We start from the raw sequence: 22,540 nt of genomic DNA, 5'->3' as shown, positions 1-22,540 counted from the left end.
TCCGACGACGTGAAGCCGGTGCGCAGCGCTCCATGCATGGCCCGAAGCGCTACTCCACCCCGCCGTGCTCGCGCAGCAGGTCGGCGATCTCCTCATGGCCGTTCTGGACGGCGAGGCCCGTCGGCGTGCGGCCCCGCAGTTCGGTGGCGTTCACGTCCGCGCCGGCGGCTGCCCAGCCAATCAGACAGTCAGAGCAGCATTGAGCGATGCCAACGGCGTTCGCGAGACTGCCCCACTGCGCCGGATTGAAAGTCGCCTCAATCCTGCGCCGCCCGGATGCGCCGCGCCTCGCGCAGCCCGGCCAGGTATGCAAGGAGGTCGCCCGCCGAGGCTTGGTCTTGGTCAATCAGGTTGCCATCCGGACCCACCAGGCAGCCGCCCAACGGCGCGGTGACCCCGTATGCTTCGAAGACGCCCCCAGGGCCGGGGCCGTCGGGCGTGCAGATGCATATGGGGAATTCCAGGCCGTGGGCCCGTGCGAAGGAACGGACATCATCAGGTGCGTCCCAGGCGGTGAATACGCCGACCAGACGGACGCCCAACTCCGGCAGCATTTCGGCCCACTCGCCGAGGGTCTCTGCCTGAAGCTCACAAGGAGGAAAGCTGGCCGACATGAACACCAGCAGCACGTGGCTGCCGCGCAGATCCTCCAGATTGACCTGTTCTTCGCTGATCCAGGTCACGCCGCTGAGCGCAGGCGCGGTGCTCCCCATCCGTTCAGCCGTCCGGCGCCTTCGCTCGAACTCCATGTGTAGCGCTTCGTCCGCAGAAAGTAGCTGCCTCGGCTCGGGCTGCCCCATCTCGGCAGACCATTCGTAGTTCACCGCCTTGATGCCCATCGGGTCGAAGGTGAAGTCCGCGACCTGCGCCCCCTCCGGGATCTGCAGGTCAAACACCGACTCGGGCAGTTCAGGATTCACCTCGATGCGGGTGATACGGAGAACGGAGTGGCGCTCGCTCGTCCCGTCTTCGTCGGTGTCGTAGACGTCGGCGCGCATGGGCACGATGAGTCCGAGCGGGAGTTCCTTGTGTTCACTGTAGTCGAGTCGGCGCGATTCCACGGCGTGCTCCCGTTGGGCGCGCCATGTTTCCTCCTGCGAGGCGCCTCCCTGATCGTGTACCCGCTCCGCCACTTCCCTGGGCATTCCCCGTCGATCGACGTACGTGATCAACCGCATCAGCCGGCGAGACTCAGAGTCGAATTCCAGGATGGAGAACCAGCCGTGGTGGCCGCAGCGGGCTGCCACTGCGAGCCGTCCGGGCGGCGACCGGTGTATGTCGGGCGGAACGGCGCAGAACTCGTGTTCGCCAAATAGTGTGTTGTAGAGTTCACGCGCGACATCCAGTGCTTCATCAGCGGACAGCGCCTTCCCGGACAGTGCTTCGGCAGCTCGGCGAAACCTCTCCGGATGCTGCCTGCATTTCGCCTCCAGAAACGCGTGGTACGAGGCATTGTCCCACCAATGCTGCGCAACGGGGAAGAACGACCGGGCCAGCCCTGGTCCTATCATGAGGCTCACGCTGGCGAATGCCTGCAGACTCGCGCTGGGCACTTGGCCAGCCCGCAGCGTCAGCCCAACGGTCTGATCCGGGCCGCCGACCCATGTTATGCCGGAACCGTCCTGCGGCCAATGAAGCCGCCAGTAGATGCGCCGCCCTTGCCAGGCAACAGAGAAGGCACTCAGCCGAGCGCCATCTCCGCGCATGACGCTCTCTTCCCACTCGAGCAGGAACGAAGTGGCCTCGTCGACGCCAGCCTGTTGCTTCAGGAACTCCTGTCCCATCTGCTCGGGCGACAGCGGGGCCGGCCGGTCCAGGGCTTCGGAATCCTCCGCGGGCACAGCCGATTCGATCTGCTCGGTCACCGGTCCAGGAGCCTCCGCGGGCAGGGCAGCCGCAGCGCCCAGAACCGCGCCAGCGACGACAAGGCCAACGGCGGCCGCCTTCGCCAGGCTCAGGCCGAGGATCGTGTAGCTGGCACCCGCCGCCTTCTCGGCTGCCGTCGCGCCCAGGCCCGCCAGCACCGCCGCCGCGAACGTGCCGCCGGGGGCCGTCGTCGAGAGCGTGTCCTCGACCAGCGCCGCGACCCTGCCGCGCAGCATTTGCCGGCCGCGCGCCAGGCGCTGCCGGACCGTTGCGCTGGAGATCTGGAGGTCGCGCGCCACGCGGCGGGTTGACTGCTCCTCGCGGTAGTAGAGGACGAGCGGGACGCGGTAGGTCTCCGGGATGGCCCGCAGGGCGTCCCAGACGATGTGCTCTCGCTCCTTCGCCGTGGCCTGCTCGAGCGGCGTGGGCAAGGCGGACTCGACGGCCGGCACGTCCTCCACGGAGGCCGCACGGGCCTGGACGTCATGCTGGCGGCGGCGCAGATGCTCGGCCGTCAGGTTGCGGGCAATGCCGCAGAGCCAGGCGCGGAGCCGCGACGGATCGCGCAGGGAGGCCAGCCCCTTCCAGGCGGACAGGAAGGTCTCCTGGGCCAGATCCTCGCTGGCGGCCACGTCGCCGGTGGCGCTGTAGGTGATGGCGCAGACGAGCGCCTGGTAACGCCGCACGATCCGCGCGAACGCGTCGTGATCGCCACTCAAGGATGCCTTCAGCAGTCTCGCGTTGCCCGCCATCGTCCCGCCCTCCCGGGTCCACTACCTTGCCATTTCCCCTTGCTGGTTACAAGTCGTACATTGGCCCCAAAGTGTGACAGGAAATCCGGGCCCGCCTTCACAGCCGAGGGCCTGCCCGGCAGGGCAGGCGGCTGTGCTACATAGACTGCGCGCGCAGGGACCCATCCCAATCCAGCAGCGATTCGAGCCTTAGTCCGTGCTTTGCGCCTTTGCGTGAGACCGTATGTTCCCTCGCCGTCGTGCGTGGAAGCAGGTAAGGGCCGGTTCGGGTGCGGGAACGGCGAGATGCTTCGGCGCCCGCAGCCGAGGCGCCTCAGCATGACAGCAGCGGGGGGCAGCGGAAAAGCGGGCGTGACGAAGCACGCCCCTCCAGGGCCCACTGGGGGCAATGTCGGTTCGAGCTGTAGTCCGTTCTTGGCGTCTTGGCGTCTTTGCGTGAGACCGCCGTTCTTCTGCCGTCCTGGGTGGAAAACGGGTAAGGGTGGGTGCGGGAACGGCGAGGTGCTTCGGCGCCCGGAGCGGCGCCTCAGCATGCCACCTCCGGGGGAGGAACAGCGGACCTGACGGAGCAGGTCCCTCCAGGGCTTGCGCCCTCCACGTGCCGTTCGTGATTGGCAGGCCGTTCTCTGCGCCCTCGGCGCCCTCTGCGGTAGATGTCGTCGCCTTCGTGGTTGCCGGCGTTCTTGACACGCACGGCCCGCCCTGCTGAAATGGTCGGCGACACTTCAGCGGAGGCTTGCGCGGCGCATGGACGAGGTGCATTCCGAGGATGCAGGGCTCGGGGCCCTGATCGGCGAGGAGGTCGTCGTGGACGTCAAGGGGCGCTACGTCTACCTGGGGACTCTGCACGGGGTCGCGCGCGACAGCCTCGTGCTGCACAACGCCGACGTGCACGCCTGCGAGGACTCCCAGAGCACCAACGAGTTCTACGTGCTCGAGGCGAAGAAGAACGGCGTGCGCGCCAATCGCAGGGTGGTCTACCTGATGCGTGCCGATGTGCTGAGCATCTCGCGCCTGCAGGACGTCGTCGACTACTGACCGCCCGCCTGCAGCGCCTCCTCGCTCCCCTGCGCGGGGGGCGCGTAGCCCGGGTCCAGGGCGAGCGCGTGCCGGAACGCGACGAGCGCCTCTTCGGCCCGCCCCTGGGCCTTCAGACGCCAGAGCCCGAGCAGCCAGTATCCGCGCGCCGACCGGGGGAACCCCGCCAGGTAATCGGCGAAGGCCTGCTCGGTCGCCGCTTCATCGTCGCCGGCCACCGCGTCCAGGACGTCGGCCAGTGCGGCCAGATGCGGCGGCAGGTCGTGGCGGGCCGGTTCGGGGAGGGGCGCGAACCGCCCCGTCTCTCCGGCGGCCGCCGCGGCCCGGTAGAAGGCCGCCAGCAGGGCGAACGGGCCCGGCCGTGCCGCCCGGCGCGCGGCCGCGTCCGCATGGTCCGCCGCGTCCGCCCACCGGCCGGCGCGTTCGGCTTCGAGGGCCGCCCCGAGGCGACGCCAACCCTCGGCGTCGGCTTCCGTGACGGCCGGCGTCGGCGCGGGCGCATCGGGATTCCGCCGTGCGGCCGCATCGGCCAGGACCTCCCCGACCGCCCGTTCGAGGGACGCCCAGCCGTCCGGCGCGCCGTCCTCGACGGCCGTCTCCCTCCACGCCATCCACGGCTCCCCTGCCGGGCGTTGCAGCACCACCATCCAGCGCCGCCGGCCGAGCCCCGCGGCCGGGTGCGCCGTGAGGACGTACTCCGCATCGAGCGCCCGGGCGGCGTCCTCCGGCGTGCGGCCGTCACCCGCCACCTCCTGCACAGCGCCCGGGTCGACGCCCTCGAGAGCCGGGAAATACGCAAGCGCATGGCGCATGAGCTGCAGGACGGCCTCCGCATCGCCGGGCGGCAGTTCGGTGTCCCCGCGCCCGACCGTCAGGAGCACCCGGCCCGTCCCGTGCGCCATCCGCCGGGGCGCGACGCGCCCGCGCCGGCGGCACATCAGCGTGCCCGGCACGATGGCCAGTGCGAACAGCAGCAGGGTGACCAGCGTCCAGGCGACCGTCCAGCGCACGGCGCTGCGCGTGCGTTCGGACGGCGTGAGGGCCCCCGCGACGGGCACGATCCGCCGCCGTCGACTGAGGTCCACGGCGAGCTTCCGGAGTTCTTCGAGGGCCTGTGCGGGCGTCGCCGGACGCTCGGCCGGGTCGCGGGCCATCAAGCGGTGCACGAACGCGGCGACGGCCTCGGGGACATCCGGGCGCAGGACCAGCGCGTCGGGCGCGGGGCCGGCCCGGTGTGCGGCGGCCACCTCGGCGGCCGTGCGGCCGGCGTACGGCGGCCGGCCGGTGAGCATCTCGAACGCCACGGCCCCCAGCGAGTAGAGGTCCGAGCGCACGTCGCCCGGGCGGCCGCCGGCCGTCTCGGGAGCCATGTAGAAGACGCGGCCCGACGGCCGCCCGGCGGGGCCGAGCGTCAGGCGGTCCAGGTCCTCGGGCCGTGCCGGCGCCGACAGGTGATCGAGCACGGGCGAGCCGTCCACCGCCAGCAGGATGCCCTCCGGGGTCACGTTCCCGTGGACGAGGCCGGCCTGGTCCACGGCCGCCAGGCCGGTCAGCACGCCCTCCAGGACCTCGATCACGCGGTTGACCGACAGGGGAGCCTTCTCGTCGATCAGCGCGCGCAGGTCCGACGGCGTCCACTCCTGGATGATGAACCAGCAGTCCGAGCGCCGGCCGATGTCCAGGACGCTCGCCACGCGGGTGCTGCGGAGCCCGCGCGTGGCGGCGGCCGCCCGGAAGTGGTCCTCCAGGCAGGATGCATGGCGCGCGGCGAACTCGGCGGTGAACACCTCCACGCGCGCGGTCGTCCGCAGCGGACGGTAGTCGGCGCGGTAGACGGAATGCGTGGGCCGGACGGCCAGCCGCTTGCGGAGGCGGGCGCCGGCGATCGTGCGGCGCCGGAAGGGGTCGGCGTCCCGCAGGGGCGGGCGCTCGTCGTCGCCGGCCAGCCGGGCCCCGCAGGCCGAGCAGTGGAGTTGCGCCCCAACGGGCACCGCTCCGATCCGGTATCGGCGGCCGCACCGGGTGCAGTAGAGGGCGGGATTCGACATGTCCGGAGTCTACTCCAAAGCCTGCGCGGCGGCAACGGCTGGGGGCGGATGCCGGCAGGGACAGCCTCGCTGCCTGCCAGTCTGGCAGGTTCCGGCCAAATCTGCAGTCGGGTTCGGCCGCCGCCTGGGGCGTCGCGGGCCGCTCGGGTCCATCGTCCCTGTATCTGCCGGGGAAAACGGGTAGAATGGCGGCTTCCGTCGGGCCGCTCCGTGCATCGGCACGAGGTTTGCGAATCTCGGGGCGGCCCCTCCCAGTGTACGGGGGCAGTTCCAGGGTTCCCATCGGGGAAGCGCAACACGTCCAACACGGAGGTATGAGCAATGGCCAGGATCAGGCCCCTCGGAGACCGGGTTCTCATCAAGAGGCTGGAGGCCGAGGAGAAGACGGCCGGCGGGATCGTCCTGCCGGACACGGCCAAGGAGAAGCCGAAGAAGGGCAAGGTGGTTGCGGTCGGCGAGGGCAAGCAGCTGGATTCGGGCGAGAAGGTCGCCTGCCAGGTCAAGAAGGGCGACGTGGTGCTGTTCGGGTCCTTCGCCGGCACGGAAGTCACCGTGGAGGGCGATGAGTACATCCTGATGTCCGAGGACGAGATCCTGGCGATCGTAGAATAGAGGAGGGACCGGCAAGATGGCCGCCAAGAAGATCGCATTTGACGCAGAGGCCCGCGAGGCCATGCGGCGCGGCGTCACGCAGTTGGCGCGCGCCGTGAAGACCACGCTGGGTCCGCGCGGACGCAACGTCGTGATCGAGAAGAGCTTCGGCGCCCCGACGGTGACCAAGGACGGCGTGGCCGTCGCCAAGGAAGTCGAACTGCCCGACAACGTGGAGAACATCGGGGCCGAGCTGGTCAAGCAGGCCGCGGCCAAGACGAGCGAGGACGCGGGCGACGGCACCACGACGGCCACCATCCTGGCCGAGGCCGTCTTCGAGGAGGCCCTGAAGAACATCGCCGCCGGGGCCGACGCGATGGCCCTGAGGCGCGGGGTCGACAGGGGCGTGGCCGCGATGGTCGAACGCCTCAAGAAGATGTCGCGCCCCGTGAAGGGCAAGGAGGAGATCGCGTTCGTGGGGGCGATCGCCGCCAACAACGACCCCGAGATCGGCAACCAGATCGCCGAGGCCATGGAGAAGGTCGGCAAGGACGGCGTCATCACCGTCGAAGAGGGCAAGACCCTGGAGACGACGGTCGACCTCGTCGAGGGGATGCAGTTCGACCGCGGCTACCTGAGCCCGCATTTCGTCACGGACCGCGAGAACATGGAGTGCGTCCTGGAGGACTGCCAGATCCTGGTCCACCAGGAGAAGATCACCAGCGTGCAGGACCTCGTGCCCCTGCTGGAGCAGGTGGTCAGCTCGCACCGTCCGCTGCTGATCGTCGCCGAGGACGTCGAGAGCGAGGCGCTGGCCACCCTGGTGCTGAACAAGCTGCGCGGGCTGCTGCCCTGCTGTGCGGTCAAGGCCCCCGGGTTCGGCGACCGCCGCAAGGCCATGATGCAGGACATCGCCGTGCTGGTCGGCGGCCAGGTCATCAGCGAGGAGCTGGGCCTGGAGCTGAAGTCCGTCGGCCTGGCCGACCTCGGCCGCGCCAAGAAGGTGGTCATCACGCATGACAACACGACCATCATCCAGGGCGCCGGCTCCACCGAGGACGTGCAGGGCCGAATCAACCAGGTCAAGAAGGAGATCGAGACCACCACCAGCGACTACGACCGTGAGAAGCTGGAAGAGCGCCTGGCCAAGCTGGCCGGCGGCGTGGCCCAGATCAACGTCGGCGCGGCCACCGAGGTGGAGATGAAGGAGAAGCAGCACCGCGTCGAAGACGCCGTGCACGCCACCCGCGCGGCCGTCGAGGAAGGCATCGTGCCCGGCGGCGGCGTCGCGCTCGTGCGGGCCGCCAAGGTCCTGGACAACGTCGAGGCATCCGGCGACGAGGCCGTGGGCGTCGACATCATCCGAAGGGCCGTGCGCCGGCCGCTCATGCAGATCGCCGAGAACGCCGGCCTGGACGGCGCGATCGTCCTGGACAAGGTGCTGCAGGGCAAGAAGGAAAGCTGGGGCTACGACGCCTCCAAGGCCGAGTACTGCGACCTGGTCGAGCGCGGCGTGATCGATCCCACCAAGGTCGTGCGCACGGCCTTGCAGAACGGCGCCAGCGTGGCCTCCGTGCTGCTGACGACGGACGCCATCGTCAGTGAGATCCCCGAGAAGAAGAAGCCGGCCGCTCCGCCCATGCCGGACTATTGAGCGGACTGAGTCGGTTCGGCGTATCCGAGGCCCCGTGGCCTGCCGCGGGGCCTCGTCCTTTCAGGGCGCCTCCGCAGCAGGCTCCGTGACGGGTGCCGCGTCGGCCTCCGCGCGTGCACGCACGTGATACGGCATGTGACCGGCAGGGCTCCAGTTGCCGTTGCCGTCGTGGGCGATGACGTGGACCCAGTGCGTGCCGGGCTCCTCGAGCCGATAGCCCCCGGCCTCCTCCGTGGCGGTGACCTCCCTCGGCGGGATGGTGTGCATCTGCCGGTCCACGACGACCGAGTAGCCCTCCACGCCCGTGATGTCCTCGGACTGCCAGGTGAACTCCGCCTGCGGATCGCCATAGGCGGCGAACGCCAGGTTGTCGACGAGCATCCGGGCGTTCCGGTTGTTGGCTCCGCGGATATCGTCGCGGAAGTCGACGGCCGTCAGCCGGTAGGCCGACGCCTCCGGGGCGACCTTGCGGACCATCTCCAGAAGGTCCACGCAGACATGGTGCCACTGCCCGTCCGCGAGCGAACCGGGCACGGACCCGATCACCTGAAACGCCGGCCGTGGGCCCGTCATCGTGACCGTGTACCAGGCGGCATTGACCTGCACGTGCATGTCCGCCGCCACGGGCGTCGCCATGCACAGATCGAAACACAGGAGCGCGTGACCGGTCAGATCATGCTCTCCGCGCCACGCCGAGAGGTTCAGCGCGGCATTGTCCTGGCTGGCGGCGATCTCCAGGCAGTGCCCGCCGATGGCTGCGTCGTGCTGGACCCGCTTCAGGGCAAAGCCCCGTCCCCCCGGCTTCACCTGCCACTGGCCGATCCCCTCCTCGAAGTCGGCCTGGGGGACCCAGAGCCCCGTTGCGCTCGCCAGGGCGGGCCTCGTGGGCGGGACCCCGTCCAGCGAGTGATCCATGACCCACTGCCACCGGTGGGTGTCCATGGGATTGCCCGCGAAGTCCGCAGCGCTCACCTCCAGTTGCATGGTCGTCCCGTCCGGGATGTGCCGCTCATCCTGCGGCCGGCCCACCACCCAGTCCCAGACCATCTGCCCGGTCTGCAGGTCGTAGTCGACGCCCGGGCTGTGCGGCCGATAGGAGCGCCCGTTCACCTTGAGGATCAGCGTGTCCGGGTCGACGGCCGAGCCCTTGTCCTCCACGGCAACCGAGATCCGCGAGGACGCCGAGCGGACGTCGGGCCCGGGGCTGGTGCGCGCGAAGACGGGCGGGGTGCCGTCGACGCGGAAGCGGAATGAACGGACGGGCCCCCAGTTGCCGGCCCGGTCGCGGGCCTTCACGTGCAGATACGCGTCCGGGACCGGCAGATCCGTGAAGGTGGCGCCGCCCTCGACCGTGTCGATCTCGTCGTCCGGACTGTCGTCCGGCGCGGCCGACATCCTGTAGCTGTATCCGGCGACGCCGCCGACGTCGTGGGCGTGCCAGCGCAGCGTCACCTCCCCGCACCCGGTCACCAGGGGCACGAACCGGAAGTTGTCGATGTTGTAGGACGCCCCCAGGGAGTTGGCGCGGTAGCCGAAGTCGCCCAGGGCCACCCAGCGCTGTTCGAAGACGCCCATCGCATACGGCAGCTTCTTGAGCCCCTCCAGCAGGTTGAACTCGCACCGGCGCCAGGTGTCGTCGGCCTCGAAACCGCTCACGTTGCCGAGGAACGTCCCGTGCCTCGCACCGTCCGAGATGCCGACGGTTGCATTGCCGCGCACGGTCGGCATCGTCAGATCGAACTGCACGCCCGGCGCCGCCCTGCAGTCGAACTCCAGCAGGGGGTAAGCGCCGGCATTCAGCCGACCCCGGCGGGCGAAGGCGGTGAACGCGCTCCCCCATCGCAGGTTCTGCACCTTCAGACTGCGGCGGCCCGATGCGGCGGTGGACGCGTCCAGCAGCAGGGCGGTGTCGCGGCTGCCCTCCCAGGCGACGCGACCGGTCTCGAAGTCCTCGCCCGGCAGGTAGCCGTCGAGCACGACCGGCGTCGGCGGGTTCACGTCGGCGTCCCGAGAGGCCGTCAGGGACGTCGCGAAGGACCCGCTCCGGCCGGCGGTGTCCTTGTACGTGACCGCCAGCGCCACCTCCTGCCCGTCTTCGAAGACGAGCCCCGTCCCGGCCAGGTCGATCCGCAGCCGGGCCGCGGGCCAGTCGACCTCGAACAGGCCGTCCCGAAGCTCGATCGCCTGCCCGTCGACCTCGAGGCTCAGCGTCGTCGGGTCGAGGAACGGGGCGGCGTGCGAGTTCATCCGGAGGGCGATGGGCCCGAGCCCCCAGGCGGCCCCTTCGGCCGGTTCGGCGGCGGCAAGGGCCAGGGGCTCGGCGGCGACGAAGAACGGCAGGTGGGCGACCCCGCTCACCGTGCCGTCCGCCCGCCGCACCCGTGCGTGGCAGAACCACTCCCCGCCGTCGAGCGAATCGCGGCGGAGCGGACCCTCCGCACCCGGTATCGTGAGCGGGTGCCGGTCGATCGTGCCGACGACGGCCCCTTCGGGCACGTCGGCGGAGCGACACTCGGCCCCGAAGTCGGCCGGACCTTTGGAGGTGACCCGGAAGTCATCGATGCCGTAGGCGAGGCCGGGGCCGTTGCCCCCGATGCCGGCCTGCAGCAGCCCGCGATGCAGATTCCCGAAGACGGCGTTCTCGAGCCTTCCGTCCGCCGGGCCGTCGGCGCCCCGATAGGCGCTGCCCAGAGGGAACCGGGCCTCGTGCCACCGATCGTCCGCCTCGACGGCGATCCGGCCGAGCCGCCGGTAGAAGGCGCTCTCCTCGTCCGGGCCGGTCATGTGGACGTAGTAGTACTGGTCCCCCTGCTTGAAGTAGAGGTTCACGCGGACCTCGGGGGGAATCCGGTAGCGGAAGCTCACCGTGTGCACGTCGGCGGGACGGATACGGGCATCGCCGAGGGGAGCGATGGCCTCGAACAGGCCGCCGCCGCCCGTGTTGGTCACACGCAGGAACCGCCGGCCCGGGGAGCCAACATCGTCGACGATCTCCGGCACGGCGCTCTGCTGCCCCTCGTAGGTGTGCCAACCGCGGGGGCCGCCCTCGAAATCGTCGAAGAAGCCGGGGTGCGTCCGGGAGACGATCAGCGGCGCCGGCACACGGGGCCCGGTCTCCGGCACGCGCATCTCCTCGGGGGCGGGCACCAGCCGGCCGGGCACTTCGCGGGTTTCATAGGATATCTTCACGCGCGCGACGACGATCGTGGCATCGTAGGTCCACACGGCCGGCGCGAAGCGGTCGATCGGCTCCGGGTCGACAAACGTGCAGGCGGGATGGTTGTCGACGTACGAGGCCAGTTCCCCGCCCTGCTTGCGCGCCTTGATGTAGTACCACGCCCCGTGGATGGGACGGCCGCTGCTGATCCACGGCACGGGCAGCACGCGCTGCTGCGTATCCTCCCGGCGCACGTTCGGCAGAAGGCGTTCGGTCGTCCGGGCCAGGCATTCGGAGCCCTTGAGCATGTAGGTCACGCTGTCGCTCCAGGCGGGGTCCCAGCCGGCCACGATGAAGTTGTAGCCGCTGTCCAGGCGCCCGGGCTCGGCGCAGAGGGCCAGGTTGTAGTCGCCCACGCGCCAGTAGCGGCTGCCCATCTGCCGCGTCGCCATGCGAGGCCCCATGTGGGCCTCGATGGTCACGTCGCCGCTGTAGACGTACTTGTTGTGCAGGGCCGCGTTCTGTGTGGCCAGTGCCGTCATGAACGACCAGCGCGGATCGCACGTGAACCGGGTGGTGATGCGCCAGTCGCCGACGCGGATCCAGTCGGCCGGCGCCTCCTCGAAGTAGTAGTCCTTGACCTGGAAGCGTCTCAGGTTCAGGCCGGCAAGCTGGTCTTTGGACACGCCGGTCAGCGCCACCTTGCGCCCCGGGAGCGGGTCGGGGTCACGGAACGTCAGCACCTCGCGTCCCCCAACGGTCACCCACAGATACGGAGCCTCCCGGCAGACGACGAGCCGCCCGGCCTCGACCTGGGCCGGCTCCAGCGTGACGGCCGCCACCCCGTCGCCGAGCCGCAGCAGCGTGAGCCGGACGCGGCCGCCCTCGGCCCGCTTCTGGGCCAGGCAGTAGCCGGACGCCTGGGCGATCTCCGTCGCGCAGTGGATCACGGACGCCCGCCCACCCATGGGCAGTTCGATCTCCGAACGCCCGTAGAAGTCGCCCACGTGCCACCAGGCGTCGCCGCGCCCCTCGACGGGCCACCACGCCCCCTCCGGGCTCGACCAGTGCTTCATGAAGGGGTCGTCGCGGAATATCTCGGCCTGCGGCAGGCGCTCCTGGTCCTCCTCGCGCTCGAACGCGACCCGGAGGTCCCGGAAGGTCGCCTCGGGGAAGCCCTCGGCGAATACCCTGACGCCGCCGGCTCCCGGGGTCTCCCGGGGCACGTGCAGGCAGAGCCGGCCCTCGACATACACGTTCAGTTCGCCGGGCCGGGTCAGGTCGGCGGCGAGGGCCAGCGTGCCGCCGTCGGTCACGGGCAGGTCTCGACAGGCCGCCGCCGACACCGGCGGGGTGCCGTCCATCGTGAAGACGGTCAGGTGCGGCCCGTCCGCGTCGCACGAGAGCGCGATCCGGACGGCTGCGACGCCGGCATCGTTCAGGCCGAGGTCGAAGCCGATGGTCTGCCCCGGGGCGGGCATGGAGACCGAGGCGCTCACCCGGGCGTCGGGCCATCCGGCGTGCCCCATGGTCATCCGCCCGTCGCGGTCGCGCAGGACGGCTGCCCAGTTGGCCGGCCGCGCCGGTCGGGCCGCCTCGCGCACGTCCCACCGGCCTTCTCGCGAGGTCGTGTGCCGCTCCAGCCACACCGGGTCATCAAAGTCGTAGGCGGTCACGCTGCGCACGTGCACGTCGTCGAAGACGGCCGCGTTGTCCGCGTCTCCGCCCTGCACGTAGAGCCCGATGAGGCCGCCAATGCACTCGTCGGACCGGAGGTCCAGGATGGGGGCGTCGTCCAGGTACGCACGGATGCGACGGCCGCAGGTGCGCACGGCCAGGCGGTACCACTGCTCCCGCCGGCCGTTGACCCACGCGCAAGCCAGCTCGCGGGTCTCGCCTCCCTTCACGCGCAGCAGCCGGATCGGCGTCGGCCCCGTGGTCTCGCGCACGCCGTCCCACCGGAGCACGAACATGTCGTCCGGACCGCGCACGTCGAAGGCCAGGCCGGCGGCGTCCGCGCCTTCGTTCCGCAGCGCGGCGGTCAGGTCGAAGTCGTCCCAGAACCAGTACCCCGTGGTCAGGACTCCCACACCGTCGGCGCTGCCGCTGATGCAGAACGGATTGGCGCTCCGCTCGTTCTGGGGTTCCTTGCCTTCTCCTGCGGCCCGGGTGCTCTCGGGATCGTCGCGAACCGAGTGCAACTGCCAGAGGCCGCACTGGGCCGTCCACTGCCCCAGGCTCATCTCGTCCTGGGGGCGCATGAACGTGTCCGCAAACCGCAGAGCGGCGACGGCCTGGAGCACCGGCTCCCCGGCGGGCGCACACAGGGCGGGGTCGACGGCGAGGATGTCGCCGGCGAGGCGGTCGGCGTCCGCCACTTCCGCCAGCACATGGCCGTCGGCGGCCACGGTGACCAGCCAGGCACGGCGCTTGATGAGCAGCGTGAGGGGCCCTGCCTGCGGAAGGGGCGAGCGCGAGCCGGCGGCCAGTTCGCGCGGCCCGGCGGCCGTCAGGCAGTGCAGCGCCCACCCGGTGCGGTCGGCCTCGAACCGATAGCCGCGCCCGGCCTCGTCGGCTCCGAACAGCACTGAGAGCCCGTCCACCGACTCCCGGCCCGGCAAGGGGCCGAGCGCAAGCCGCGCGCTGTAGGTGGGATGGTCACAACGGCCGACGACGACGTACGTCCGGTCATGCACGTCCAGCACCTGACCGGCGGCCGGCCCGCTGACGAACGCCAACACGAAGAACGCAAGGAGAACGGCGCGTGCCATAGCGTCTCCCGGGCAGGGTACACGGAGTTCCCGGACTTGTTGCAGGTACTATAGCACGGCCCCGGAGGGGGGGCAAAGGGCGGGCGCGGCCCGGTCTCAGTCGCTCTGCTTCCCGCGCCGCTCGATGGAGCCGAGGCCCAGGCGGCCGAGCAGGCTCTGAACGTCGGGGGCGGGCTCCCCGGCGACCTTCTGCTCCTGTTCGCCCGGGGCCGCGGGCCTGGGGGCGGGCGGCTGCTCGTCCGACGGAACCGGCTTCCTGGCGACCGCCGCCTGGCCCTTGCCCGGGCCGTCGTTCAGCGACGCCTTCTCGACGCGTCGGCTGTGGACGCCCAGAGTGCTTCGCGGGGTGCGGATGCCGCCGGCCAGAGGCCCGACGGGCACCTCGCGAACCGGCCGGGGTTCGGAGCGATCGGACTCCCGTTCGCGCCGCTGGCGAGGCTCGCGACGGGGCCGCTCGCGGCGCGCGCTCTCGGACCGCATGGAGAGCGCGATCCGCTTCTTGTCGAGTTCCACGCGCACCACGCGAACCTGCACGACGTCGCCGACGGAGACGACGTCATACGGGCTCTGGACGTAGGAGTCGGACAGCTCGCTGATGTGCACAAGCCCGTCCTCGCCCACGCCGATGTCGACGAACACGCCGAAGTCGACGATGTTGCGCACGGTGCCGCTGACCCACTCGTCGGCCTCCAGGTCCTCCAGCGTGGGCCGGCGGCGGCGCAGCAGGGGCCCCTGCCCGTCCGCCCGCGGGTCGGGCCAGGGCTCGGCCAGTTCCGTGATGATGTCCTTCAGAAGCAGGTAGTGCACGCCGAACTGCTTCTCCAGGTCGGCGAGTTTGATCTCCGAGGCCCGCTCCTTGACCTTCGCGCGCACGTCCGGATCGCCCAGGTCGGCCACGGCGATCTCCAATTGCCGGCATATCTCCTCGGCCACCGGGTAGAACCGCGTGTGGATGCGCGTGCGGTCCAGAGGGCAGTCCGAATCCTGAACGCGCAGGAACCCCGCGGCCTGGTCATAGGCGGCCTGGTCGATCTTGGGCACCTCGCGCAGTTGCCGGCGGTTCTTCAGCGCGCCGTAGCGGTCGCGGTACTCGACGACCTCCAGGGCCTTCTCCGGCCCCAGACCGCTGACATAGCGCAGCAGACTGAAGTGGGCGGTGTTGACCTCCACGCCCACGCGGCAGACGCACTCCTCCAGGACGCGGTCCAGCAGCTTCTTCAGGGCGCCGCCGTTCACATCCTCGGCGTAGGGCGCCGGGCAGAGTTCGCGCGGGTTGACCTTGACCAGTTCCGAGAGGGGATCCTGCAGGCGCCGGCACAGGGCGACGGCGTAGCGTTCGTCCGGGGCGACTTCGGCCAGTTCGTTCTTGGCCGAACGGCTGCGCGCGTAGGCCTCCACCCCGACTTCCGAGACGACCGTGTAGCGCAGGTCGGGCAGCGGGCCGGCGATCAGTTCCGCGACCAGCGCCTCGGTCTCCTGCGCACCCGTTCCGTCGCCGATGGCCACCATCTCGACCCGGTGCGTCTCGACCAGTTGCACAAGGACGCGCTTGGCCTCTTCGGGCTGGTTCTGGGGCGGATGGGGGTAGACGGTCGTCGTCTCCAGCAACTCGCCCGCCTCGTCCACGACGGCCAGGTTGCACCCGCTCCGGTAGCCGGGGTGGATGCCGATCATCCGGCACCGCACGGGCTTGGCCATCAGCAGGTTCGTGACGTTGCGCCGGATGACGTCGAGGGCCAGTTCCTCGGCCTGCTTGCAGAGGTCCTTGTCCAGCTCGCGGGCGGCGATGTCCGTCAGGATGTTGCCGAGGCTGTAGTTGATGCAGGCCGCCAGGAACTCGGGGCCGTTCAGCCCCTGCAGGGCCCGGCCGTCGGGGCCGGGGAGGTTCGCGCCCATCTCGGCGCGGATCTGCTCCCACTGCGCAACGCCGCCGGGGAAGTACAGCTCGGCGGCCGCCCGGATCATGGGCTCCAGCGGCGGCTCGAAGCGGTACTGCAGCGCCTTCATGCGCTTGCCGCGCAGGATCGACAACATGTGGTACGGGTGCAGCCGGGCGACCTTCTGGCGGTAGTCGAAGTACTGCTTGAACTCGCGCGCCATGCGGCCGGGCAGAGAGCGCGACACGCGCCGCACGACGATCTCGGCCTCCTGCCGGAAGACCTCGCGCTGGCGGTTGCGGTGGCTGCGCTCCTCGGCCACCCAGTCGCTGACGATGTGGAAGACGCCCTCCAGAACGGCGGCCTCATCGGCGAGCCCCTTCTCGGCATCGACATAGGGCTCGGCGGCCGCCTTCATGTCCGCAACGAACTCCTCCTGCGAGAGGACCTTCGCGGCGATGTCCTGCAGCCCCTGGGCGAGGGCCTGGCGCGAGTGCGAGCGCTTGCGCGGCCGGTAGGGCACGTAGTGGTCGATCAGCTCCCGCATGTCGGCGGCGCGGGATATCTTCTCCTCCAGCTCGTCGGTGAGGATCTCCCGCTCCTGGAGCTTCTTGAGCACCTTTCGCCGGCGCGAGTCCAGCTTCTCGAGTCGGCGGCGCTCTTCCATCAGTTCGTGAAAGCCGTCGGCCTCCAGCGAACCGGCCAGCTCCTTGTGGTACCGCATGACGTACGGGATGCTGAAGCCCGCGTCCAGCAGGCGCAGTATCTCGTTGGCTTGCTCGGCGGTCAGGTGATACCTGGCCGCGACGGACTTGAGGGCCTTCTCAGGCATTGGCGACAGCTTCGTCTTCTGCTATTGCCCCTGGGAAGAAGATGAACGGCGACAGGGGGAGGATTGCGGCCGTGTGCACCCGCACGGAGCGGGATGCCTCTTCAGCAAGTCTCCTCGTAATTTTAGACGTTGCCCCTCACCTTGTCAATGGGAAGTGCGGCTCCGTGTCAAAACCAACGCGCACCGGCCGCGGCCCGCCGCTCACTCGCTTGAAATCTCCATTCGAAAGCGCTCTGCTATTGAAGGAGGAGTCCGGGAAGCCTGTCCCGCAGAACCTGAGCGTCGAGGCGCGCACGGCCATGCAGGAACAAGAGAAGAACGACCGACCGAAGGTGAAGGTGGACGAGGACTGGAAGAAGGCCGTCGCCGAGGACAAGGCCCGGGCACGCACACAGGATTCCGCCGGCACCGGCGGTACGCGGCCGCACCCGCACCTGCCCGAACCCAGCATCCAGCTCTTCATGGCCGGGCTCTACGGCCAGACGCTCGTGCTGCTGGGCGAGATGGAGAATCCCGCGACCGGGCAGAAGGAGGAGGACATCGACGAGGCCGCCTACATGGTGGACACCATTGCGATGCTCAAGCAGAAGATGGAGGGCAACCTGACCCCCGAGGAAGGCGCCTACGTGCAGACCATCCTGACCGACCTGCGCATGCGCTACGTACGGGCCGCGCAGGGAACCGAGCAGAACCGGCCCGCCCCTGAAGACCCGGCGACCCCCTGAGGGCCGGGACGGGCGGGGTGCCCACGGAGCACCCGATGGACCTGTCCATGGTGATCGGCGACTGGCCGTACGACTCCGAAGACGCCAACAACGTGCGCAAGGTGCCCGGGGTCGACGGCACGATCAAGGTCCAGCTCCGAATCCGCTGCGGACTGATTCAGTGGGAGACCGAGGGGCGGCCCGACGGCCGGCCGGCCCATAGCTTCCCGTCCATGCTCGACTACTGCAGCCATCTGGTGTCGCACCGGCGGTTCCCCTCCGCCGACTCCGCCCTCGGCCGCAGACTGGTCGAGGAACTGGCCGAGGAGATGTTCGACTACTACCGCCGGGGACGCGCCCTGTTCCTGCTGGGCGATTACCGGCGCTCGCTCGCCGACGCCGTCCACAACCTGCGCATCCTCAGGCTCGTACGCAACGAGTGCCGGGACGCCAGCGCGGTGTCCAACTACGACCGATACCGGCCGAATCTGCTCCTGGAGCGCTCCCGCTCGGAGATGCTCCTCCACCTCCAGGAGGGCGACGTCCGCCTGGCGCTGGACGCCCTGAGCCGAGGCGTGCGGGACATCGAGGCGTTCTACGCCGAGTATGACATGCACGACAAACTGGGAGAGAGCACCGAGCGCCAGATACTGGTCGACCTGAGGCGGAGCCTCCGGGAGAAGCACAACGTGCCCCTCAACGACGAAGAACTGCTCCACAGCCTTCGCGTCGAACAGGAGATCGCCATCAGCCGGGAGAACTACGAGATGGCCGCCCGGCTCCGGGACAAGATCCGGCTGCTGCGCCACCGGGCCGACGGCACGGACTGACGGCGCGCGCCCCGGGGGCCGCTTCGCTGCAGGAGCATCCGCCGATGCCTGACGAACCGCAGAGCCATGCGCACGCCGAGTCCCAGGCGGACGGCTCCGACGCCTGGCAGGGCCTGCCTCTGCAGTTGGAGGGCACCCCGGGCGAGGAAGACACCCCCCTGTCCGGCCGCGACACCGTCGCTCAGACCCTGCCCCCGCAGCGCCCGCCGGCCGTCTGCCGGAGCGCCCCACTGGCGCACGCCCTCCTTCTCTGGTCCGGCATGCCCGCGCTGGCGCTCGCGCTGGCCGCGCTGACGGCCACCGCCCTCCAGGGCGTGCTGCGCGTGGACTGGCGCGGCCCCCTGCTGGCCTTCGACGCGGCCGTGGTGCTGCTGGTCCTCTGCGGCCTGGCCGCCGCCGGCGTGCCTGCCGCCCGACTGTGCCGTCGCTTCGCGGGGGTCGCGGGCCTCGCCGTTGCCGCGCTGACCGTCCTGGGCACCCTGCTCCATGCGATCGACGAGTTCATCCACGGCGCGCCTCCGGCGTCGATGCTCCCGGAAGCGCTGGCCTTCGGCCTGCTCGGGCTGGGGGGCTGCGTCGTGTTCGTGGAGTTCCTGCGGGACCGCGGCTGGGCGTATCGGACGGCCGCGGCGGCCGCGGCGGCCTTTGTCCCCCTGGCGGTTCTGCGCATGGGGCAGACCACGGCACCGGCCGCCGCGCGCGAATCCCTGGCGCTCTGGACGAAGGCCGACTACGCGGTGGCGCTGGCGGCCTGCGCCGTCGTCGGCGCCGGCCTGGCCACCTCGCGGCGGCTGCTCGGTGTCCGCCGGAGCCGCTGGAGGACGCCCCTGAGCGTGGCCTGGCTGCTCATCCTGCTGGCTGCGGTCGCGTTCACGACGTTTCTGATGATCCGCAACGAAGGCGTGCAGCGCGCGTCGGTGAGTCTCTGGGCGGCGGCCGCCGCCTGGTGCGCGCCGGCCTACGGCGTCCTGCTGACGGCCGGCCTGACGTCCGCCTGGAGGCGCCGCGGGCCCGCCGGAGCGGATGCCCTTCAGTCGACGGCATTCGCCTGGCAACTGGTGGCCGCCGTGGGCCTGGTCCTTCTGGCCCTCGGCCTGCACAGCCACGGATGGACGGCGGGCCTCGATTCCCTGCTGATCGCCGGCGGCGTGGCCGCGGCCCTGGCCGTCGCCCGGCTGGCCACGCGGTACGGCTCCTGGACGGGCCGGTGGGCGCTGCTGCCGATCGCGGGCGCCGCCATGGCCGCCGCCTGCAGCCTGCGCCGGCTCTTCGACCTGGGCGCCGGCATGAACGTGGGCCGGACGGAGGCATGGGACCTGGCCGCCGCCCTTCTCTGGTGCATCGTCGTGGTCGGGTTCGCCCATGCGTTCTTCGGCGCGCTCGTGGCGCGGCGGCAGAGCCGCGCCGTGCATCCCGCGCGCGCCCTTCAGGACGACGTCGCGCTACTGACCACGGCCGGCGGCCTCCTGGCCGGGCTGTGGCTTGCAGCCGCCCTGGCGCTGTGGCTGGGCCGTCCGGAGGCGGTTGCCGGCGTACGCACGGTTCTGGCCGTCGGCGCCTCCTTCCTGAATGACCTCGCGACGCTGGGCAGCGCGCCGGGCGCCTGGACGGCCGTCGGCCGCGCGGCCGACGCGGCCCTGTCCGTACCCGCTGTGCGGCTTCTGGCGGGAGTCGCCGCTGCGGGCGCGGTGCTCGTGCACGTCCTGGCCCGCAGCGGCGTGCGCTGGGCGCTCCGGGCGGTCGCGGCGGCCTGGTGTGCGGCGCTGACGGCGGCCACGGCGTTCGCCCTGACCTGCGCGGGCGGCCTGTTCACCGCCCCGCCGGCAGCGGAATGGGCGACCACGGCCGGTCGCGTCCTCGCCTCCCGCTTCCCGGCCCGCCTGGCCGCCATGCTGCTTCTGAGCGCCATGGTCGCCCGGTTCTGGCAGGCCGCGCCGTCCGCACTGCGTTCGGCCCGGGCGGGCGCACGTGCGGCCGGCCCGGCATGGCCGCACCGCCCCGGCTGGGCCAGCGCCCATCTGCGGTTCCTGGTCATCGCGGGCGTGGTCCTGTCGGCCGTGGGTCTGACGCTCGCCGTGCTGATCGACCTGCATCCGCAGGCCGAGGGCATCCTGTTCGAGTGGACCCGGCTGGCGCGCGGTTGGGCGCAGGGCGCCGCCGGCCTGGCATGGCGGATCGGGCGCAGGGCGGGCACCCAGGGGCGCTTCGCGATCGCTGTCGGCGCAGCCGCCTACGCGCTGCTGATGGTCCACGAGGAGGCGCGGAACGGCCGGCCGGCCGTCTATCCCCTGGTGGCCGTGCTGTGGCTGGGCCTTCTGACCCCCTTGGGGGCCGACCTGGTGCGCCAGGCCCGGGCGCTGCCGCGCCCCGCGATGCCGGGTCGCATCGCCGCCCTCGGCGTGGCGGGCGCCCTCGCCCTGATCCTCGGCCTGGCCGCCCTGGCCCTGCTGGTCCGCTGGCGGGCGGTGCGGCGCGAGGGCGGCCTGGACGAACCGGACCAATCGCCCGCCGCCGCGGTCAGCCGGGCGGCCGGGCAGGCATTGGGCACCCTGGGGCTGCTCCTGACCTTGGCCGGCGGGCTGGCCGTGCTGCACGGCATGCTGGAAGGACGGGCCGCGTCTGCGGGTATCGCCTCCGGACTGGGCCGAATCGCATCGGATGTGGGCGGCCTGGGCGCCCTGCAGGTGGCCAGGCTCGAGCTGGCTCTGAGCGAGCGGGGCAACGCCGGGATCGTCGCCCTTCTGCTGGCCGCGGCGGCCGGGCTCTCGCTGCTGCTGCACGCGGTGGCGCGCCATCGAGTGCTCTTCGCGCGCAGCGCCGTCTACGCCGTCTGGTTCGTGGGAGCCCTGGCGGCCCTCGTGGCCCTGGGTCTCCTTGCACACGGGCACCCGCCGGGCACCTGGTCGGGCGCCCGGATCGGCGGCTGCCTGGCCCTGGGCGCCCTGATTGTCCGCACCGGCATCGCGCTGGCCAGCCCCGGGGGCTGGCTGGAGCAGCGCGCCGGGGGCTTCCGGTGACGCATCCCCTCGGGGCTGCTATAATGGCCGGCGGTTCCCCGTCCGACGACGGCCGCCGGAGCACAGATGAAGAAGCCGAACCTCGGCATGTTGATCAAGCCCGTCAGCGCCGACTGCAACATGGCGTGCGGCTACTGCTATTACCGTCACGTGGGCGCCCTCTACCCGGCCGCGCAGGGGCATCGCATGGCCCCGGAGGTGTTCGAGGCGGTCTGCGAGCAGTACCTGGCCCTGGACCCGTGCGAGGTGAAGGTCGGCTGGCAGGGCGGCGAGCCCACACTGATGGGGCTGGATTTCTTCCGCCGGGCCGTCCGGATCCAGGCCGACCACGCACGCCCGGGCGACTGCTTCGGCAACAGCCTCCAGACCAACGGCGTCGTCCTCGACGACGAATGGTGTCGCTTCCTGGCGGAGAACCGCTTCCTGGTCGGTCTGAGCATCGACGGCCCCGAGGACCTGAACGCCCAGCGCCGCTTCGCGGACGGCCGCCCCGGGTACAGGACCGCCATGGGCGCGCTCGAGCGCCTGCGGACGCACGGCGTCGAGTTCAACGTGCTGGTCGTCATCAGCCGGGCCAACGTGCACGCACCCGAGCGGGTCTTCGAGTTCCTGCGCGCGCACGACCTGCACTACAGCCAGTTCATTCCCTGCACCGAGCCGGCAGGGGCCCCCGGGGCGACCTCCGAGCAGTCGATCACCGCGGCCGAATACGCCGAGTTCATGCTCAGGATCTTCGATGCCTGGGTGGCCAACGACGATTCGTCCTACTACGTGCGGCGGATCGACAACTGGCTGCACCAGTTCTTCGGGCTGCCTCCGGAGTGCTGCGAGTACCGTCCCGACTGCTCGAACCTGCTGACCATCGAGTGGAACGGGGACGTCTACCCGTGCGACTTCTTCGTCGAGCCCCGCTTCCGGATGGGCAACGTGCGGACGCAGACGCTGGAGAGGATGCTGCAGGGCCGGCCGTTCCGGGACTTCGTGCGGGGCGCCGAGTCGGTGCCGCCGGCCTGCACCGAGTGCGAATGGCTGGCCGTCTGCCATGCCGGCTGCTACCGGCACCGCCGGAAGCTCGGGCTCTCCGACACGGACAGACCCTACCTGTGCGAAGCAAACCGGCGGCTCTTCGCGCACGTGTTCGCCGAGTTCCGCCGTCTCAAGGACGGTCCGCCGGGGCCGCACCTGCACGCGTTTCTGAACCGGATCGCACAGGAGGTCGCTGCGCCGCCGCCTCCGCGCGCGGCCGCCACGCGCCCGCCGGCACGCCCGCACGGACGTGCGCCCGGCCGCAACGCCCTCTGCCCCTGCGGCAGCGGCCTGAAGTTCAAACACTGCTGCGGACGGGCCCGGCCCGAGACCGCTCCGCCGGGCGGCCGGTGCGCCGCCCCGAACCGACGCTGAGG

12 protein-coding genes are annotated in these 22,540 nt (G+C 71.0%); 7 read left to right on the top strand and 5 right to left on the bottom strand.

What is annotated here, in order from left to right; all coding sequences use genetic code 11:
• Positions 1–49 precede the first annotated feature (49 nt).
• Both GXY85_02535 and GXY85_02530 read right to left on the bottom strand, forming a co-directional pair.
• Positions 50–181: an ankyrin repeat domain-containing protein gene (locus GXY85_02535; protein NLW49705.1), complete on the bottom strand. Its 132-nt coding sequence runs from the start codon at positions 179–181 to the stop codon at positions 50–52.
• Positions 182–257: 76 nt separating this feature from the next.
• Positions 258–2,618, bottom strand: coding sequence for a sigma-70 family RNA polymerase sigma factor (locus tag GXY85_02530; GenBank protein NLW49704.1), 2,361 nt, complete (start codon positions 2,616–2,618; stop codon positions 258–260).
• A 747-nt stretch (positions 2,619–3,365) separates the two neighbouring features.
• On the opposite strand from GXY85_02530, the gene GXY85_02525 reads away from it, so the two are divergent.
• Positions 3,366–3,656 carry a hypothetical protein gene (locus tag GXY85_02525; protein NLW49703.1) on the top strand — a complete coding sequence of 97 codons (291 nt, stop codon included), beginning with the start codon at positions 3,366–3,368 and terminating at the stop codon, positions 3,654–3,656.
• Here GXY85_02525 and GXY85_02520 read toward each other — a convergent pair.
• On the bottom strand, positions 3,650–5,704 hold the full coding sequence (locus GXY85_02520; protein ID NLW49702.1) for a serine/threonine protein kinase: 2,055 nt from the start codon (positions 5,702–5,704) through the stop codon (positions 3,650–3,652). The genes GXY85_02525 and GXY85_02520 overlap by 7 nt on opposite strands.
• Positions 5,705–6,025: 321 nt before the next feature.
• Between GXY85_02520 and GXY85_02515 the strand changes: the two genes are divergently transcribed.
• Both GXY85_02515 and groL read left to right on the top strand, forming a co-directional pair.
• Positions 6,026–6,316, top strand: coding sequence for a co-chaperone GroES (locus GXY85_02515; protein ID NLW49701.1), 291 nt, complete (start codon positions 6,026–6,028; stop codon positions 6,314–6,316).
• A 16-nt stretch (positions 6,317–6,332) separates the two neighbouring features.
• A complete protein-coding gene (groL, locus tag GXY85_02510; GenBank protein NLW49700.1) occupies positions 6,333–7,949 on the top strand; it encodes a chaperonin GroEL in 1,617 nt (538 codons plus the stop codon).
• A gap of 60 nt (positions 7,950–8,009) precedes the next feature.
• Here the strand turns inward: groL and GXY85_02505 are convergent, their stop codons facing one another.
• Together GXY85_02505 and GXY85_02500 are read right to left on the bottom strand one after the other, a co-directional pair.
• Positions 8,010–13,877 carry a hypothetical protein gene (locus GXY85_02505; GenBank protein ID NLW49699.1) on the bottom strand — a complete coding sequence of 1,956 codons (5,868 nt, stop codon included), beginning with the start codon at positions 13,875–13,877 and terminating at the stop codon, positions 8,010–8,012.
• Positions 13,878–13,973: 96 nt separating this feature from the next.
• Positions 13,974–16,586 (bottom strand): S1 RNA-binding domain-containing protein, encoded by a 2,613-nt coding sequence (locus GXY85_02500; GenBank protein ID NLW49698.1) that lies wholly within the window; start codon positions 16,584–16,586, stop codon positions 13,974–13,976.
• A gap of 299 nt (positions 16,587–16,885) precedes the next feature.
• Between GXY85_02500 and GXY85_02495 the strand changes: the two genes are divergently transcribed.
• From GXY85_02495 to GXY85_02480, 4 genes are all read left to right on the top strand, one after another.
• Positions 16,886–17,311, top strand: a complete 426-nt coding sequence (locus tag GXY85_02495; GenBank protein NLW49697.1) for a DUF1844 domain-containing protein — start codon at positions 16,886–16,888, stop codon at positions 17,309–17,311.
• Positions 17,312–17,346: 35 nt separating this feature from the next.
• Positions 17,347–18,120: a hypothetical protein gene (locus GXY85_02490; GenBank protein ID NLW49696.1), complete on the top strand. Its 774-nt coding sequence runs from the start codon at positions 17,347–17,349 to the stop codon at positions 18,118–18,120.
• A gap of 44 nt (positions 18,121–18,164) precedes the next feature.
• Entirely contained in the window at positions 18,165–21,137 is a 2,973-nt protein-coding gene (locus GXY85_02485; GenBank protein ID NLW49695.1) for a hypothetical protein, read from the top strand.
• A gap of 66 nt (positions 21,138–21,203) precedes the next feature.
• Positions 21,204–22,538, top strand: coding sequence for an anaerobic sulfatase maturase (locus GXY85_02480; GenBank protein ID NLW49694.1), 1,335 nt, complete (start codon positions 21,204–21,206; stop codon positions 22,536–22,538).
• The last annotated feature ends 2 nt before the right edge of the window (positions 22,539–22,540 follow it).

This window comes from Candidatus Brocadiaceae bacterium (assembly GCA_012728835.1).
Lineage (GTDB): Bacteria > Planctomycetota > Brocadiia > SM23-32 > SM23-32 > JAAYEJ01.
The sequence above is the reverse complement of the archived record's forward strand: the minus strand, read 5'-3'. Positions and strand labels throughout refer to the sequence as shown.